Annotated in this window: 3 protein-coding genes and 1 pseudogene; 2 read left to right on the top strand and 2 right to left on the bottom strand. The window is 66.4% G+C overall.

Annotation, left to right across the window (positions count from 1 at the left end; all coding sequences use genetic code 11):
- Positions 1-676: 2-oxo acid dehydrogenase subunit E2 (locus VF794_RS11420; RefSeq protein ID WP_331109634.1), on the top strand; the 676-nt coding region annotated here is incomplete at its 5' end.
- A gap of 11 nt (positions 677-687) precedes the next feature.
- On the opposite strand, the gene VF794_RS11415 is transcribed toward VF794_RS11420, so the two are convergent.
- Together VF794_RS11415 and VF794_RS11410 are read right to left on the bottom strand one after the other, a co-directional pair.
- The gene (locus VF794_RS11415) at positions 688-1,488 is read right to left on the bottom strand and encodes a hypothetical protein (RefSeq protein WP_331109632.1); all 801 of its coding nucleotides are present in this window, start codon (positions 1,486-1,488) and stop codon (positions 688-690) included.
- Positions 1,489-1,575: 87 nt separating this feature from the next.
- A complete protein-coding gene (locus tag VF794_RS11410; protein ID WP_331109630.1) occupies positions 1,576-2,421 on the bottom strand; it encodes a hypothetical protein in 846 nt (281 codons plus the stop codon).
- Positions 2,422-2,498: 77 nt separating this feature from the next.
- On the opposite strand from VF794_RS11410, the pseudogene VF794_RS11405 reads away from it, so the two are divergent.
- A pseudogene (locus VF794_RS11405) lies at positions 2,499-2,643 on the top strand (2-oxo acid dehydrogenase); the annotation flags it as partial.

Raw genomic sequence — 2,643 nt, 5'->3', positions numbered from 1 at the left:
GCGCACGGGCCAGCGCCTCACGGTGACGCACCTGGTGGCCAAGGCCGCGGCGGATGCGCTGCGGCACTACCCCGAGGCCAATGCCCTCCTGCGCTGGAACCGGCTCTGGCTGCGCAAGCGGGTGAGCGTCTGCGTCCTCGTGGTGCAGCCCGAGCACCTGGGCCGCGTGGACCTCACCACCGCCACCGTGCCCGACGCGGACGTGCTCTCGCTCCGGGACTTCTCCGCCACGCTGGAGGCGCTCGTGCAGCGCGTCCGAGACCGCCGCGACGCCGTCATCGAGCGAGGCAAGCGGCGCTCCTACCGCGTCCCCGGCCTCTTCATGAACACCCTCCTCCGGCTGCTCTCCTTCGTCTGGTTCACGCTCAACGTGGACCTCCAGTGGGTGGGCATGCCGAAGGACCCGTTCGGCTCCGTCGCGGTGTCCAACGTGGGCACGCTCGGGCTGGAACGGGCGTTCCTGGCCATGGTGCCCTACACACGGGTGGCCTTCTACCTCGCCCCCGGTGCGGTGCGAGACGAGCCCGTCCTGGAGGGAGAGGCCCTCGTGCCCGGCAAGCGGATGGCGCTCTCCTGCACCTTCGACGTGCGTGTCATCGATCCCGAGCTGGCCTCGCGGGTCCTGCACCACATCGGCGCCGCGCTGGAGGACCCCGCGTCCGCCTGGGGAGCTTGAGCGCACCACGTCTAATGCCGCCCCAACTCTCTATCCCAGGCAGCCAACTGTACGGCCACCGTGTATTTGTAGGCGCTGGAAAAATCCTCGAAGTCCTCCTGGGGCAGCGCGCAGAGGCGCTCGCGCAGGAAGCCCGGGTCGCCGAGCACCTCGCGGTGCTTCAAGTCAGTGTCCACCTTCACCAAGACAGGAATCACCCGGAGCACGGCCTCCAGGCAATCCTCTCGGGTAGCGCGAGACATGTGCTCCACCGTCAGGGCCATGTGCTCGCGGACCGAGGCAGGGCCTCCGGGGCACCATGCCTCCAGGGTCTTGCGGTAGATATCCTCCATGAGTTCTTCCAGCGTGTATTTCTTGCCGAACCAGAACGCATAGCGAAGGCCCTGGAGCACATCCCAGAAGCGGAGCACCGAGGCGAGCCGATTCGCCATGCGCTCAGCGCTCCGCAAGGGGGGCGGAGACACGGCATGATAGAGGGCCCCCCAAGGGGTGTTCAGGCAGAAGGACTCGAAGGCCTCTTCAGTGCGTTGACGTGCCTCCTTCTGGATGCATTCGTCCAAGCTGGTGAAGACGCCGACGAACATGTGCATCCACCAGCGTGTGCCGTTCAAGTCGAATTCGGCCCCTGGGCGCATCACCAGGACCTCACCGGGCGGCACCTGGCGCATCTGCCGGGGCTGGGGAAAGGCACCGGTCTTGAGGTACTGCCGGGCCCACCAGTGGCCCTCGGCTCTCACCTTGCGGCGGATGGCGGCGGTGGTGCCGTAGAGCCACGCTGGAAACTCAAGCACCGGGGACTCTTCCGGGTTCATGGCCTTTCGCCCTAACACAGCGTCCAAGTGCTCCTCAAGCGCCAGTCACTTCGCTCGCTCCGAGGGCAGCACACGCATCCCGCTCGCTCAGCCGCAGTCCCCAGGCAGGTAGACCTGGCCCTGGAAGCCCTTGGGGCGTTCTCCCTTGTCATACGCAGCCCGGATCGCCTGCTCGGCCAACTCACCGCGCTGTTCTATTTCTTCCCTGGGCAACTCCTCTTCCTTCTGGGCCACCCGCTCCTTCCAGGAGGCATTGGGCTTCTTGCGTCGGTAGCTCCAGCGGTACAGCGCCACTCCGGGCTCTGGCGTGCGCCAGGACAACTTCCAGAGTGCTCCCCCGTTCTCGAATTCGAGGAAGAGCGAGCCCTCGAAGCCGATGCCTCCCACGAGCTTCTTGTCAGGCTTGACGGCCTCATTCAGAGCCGCCAGGTAGCGCCCCGCCTGTTCTCTCCCTTCCCTGCGCGACTCCTCATCGTCCGGCTTGATCTCGAACAGCACGAGAAGGCGGGTATCGGTGATGTCCGGGCGCAAGAGCCGCACGAACGCTGGAAGACGCTCGGGATCCCCTAACTTCCCCTCCTTCACAATGATGGAGAGGCTGGCGGTGTTGAGGAAGACGATGCTGGAGGGGTGCTGCAAAGAGTACTCGATGCCAATGGCCTCATGTGCGGCCTTGCCAAGAAAAGCGCCCCAGGGCTCCCTGGAGTCCGGCTTACGGCCAGGGAGCATGGAGGAGGGCGGCTCTGCCTGGGCACCGAGGGCCGCCACGAGCAACAGGAGAAAACCCGCCAGCCCCAAGGTGCTCCTCGTCCTGGTTCCACCCTCTTTCATGTCCAACAGGCTCCTCCTGGTGCGATGCAAGGTTGGGGAGCGTGAGCCTGCCCCGGTTTTGTGGCTCTCCCGCACTTCGTGTGATTCAGGGGCGGCGAGCAAGCGAGCCTCACTCGTGCGGGCACCCGCCTGTGTTCAGGATTCACACAAACCGCGGGAGAGCCACGTAACCGGGGCAAGCCCACGTGGAGGCCTTCCGGGCGCGCACGGGCCAGCGCCTCACGGTGACGCACCTGGTGGCCAAGGCCGCGGCGGATGCGCTGCGGCACTACCCCGAGGCCAATGCCCTCCTGCGCTGGAACCGGCTCTGGCTGCGCAAGCGGG

Source organism: Archangium sp., from assembly GCF_036389735.1.
Taxonomy (GTDB): Bacteria; Myxococcota; Myxococcia; order Myxococcales; family Myxococcaceae; genus Archangium.
Note: the sequence above shows the minus strand (reverse complement) of the source record. Positions and strands in the feature narration are given on the sequence as shown.

Coding starts and splice junctions, on each gene's coding strand:
- VF794_RS11415 (WP_331109632.1), bottom strand. CDS start 1,488: ATGAACCCGGAAGAGTCCCCGGTGCTTGAGTTTCCAGCGTGGCTCTAC.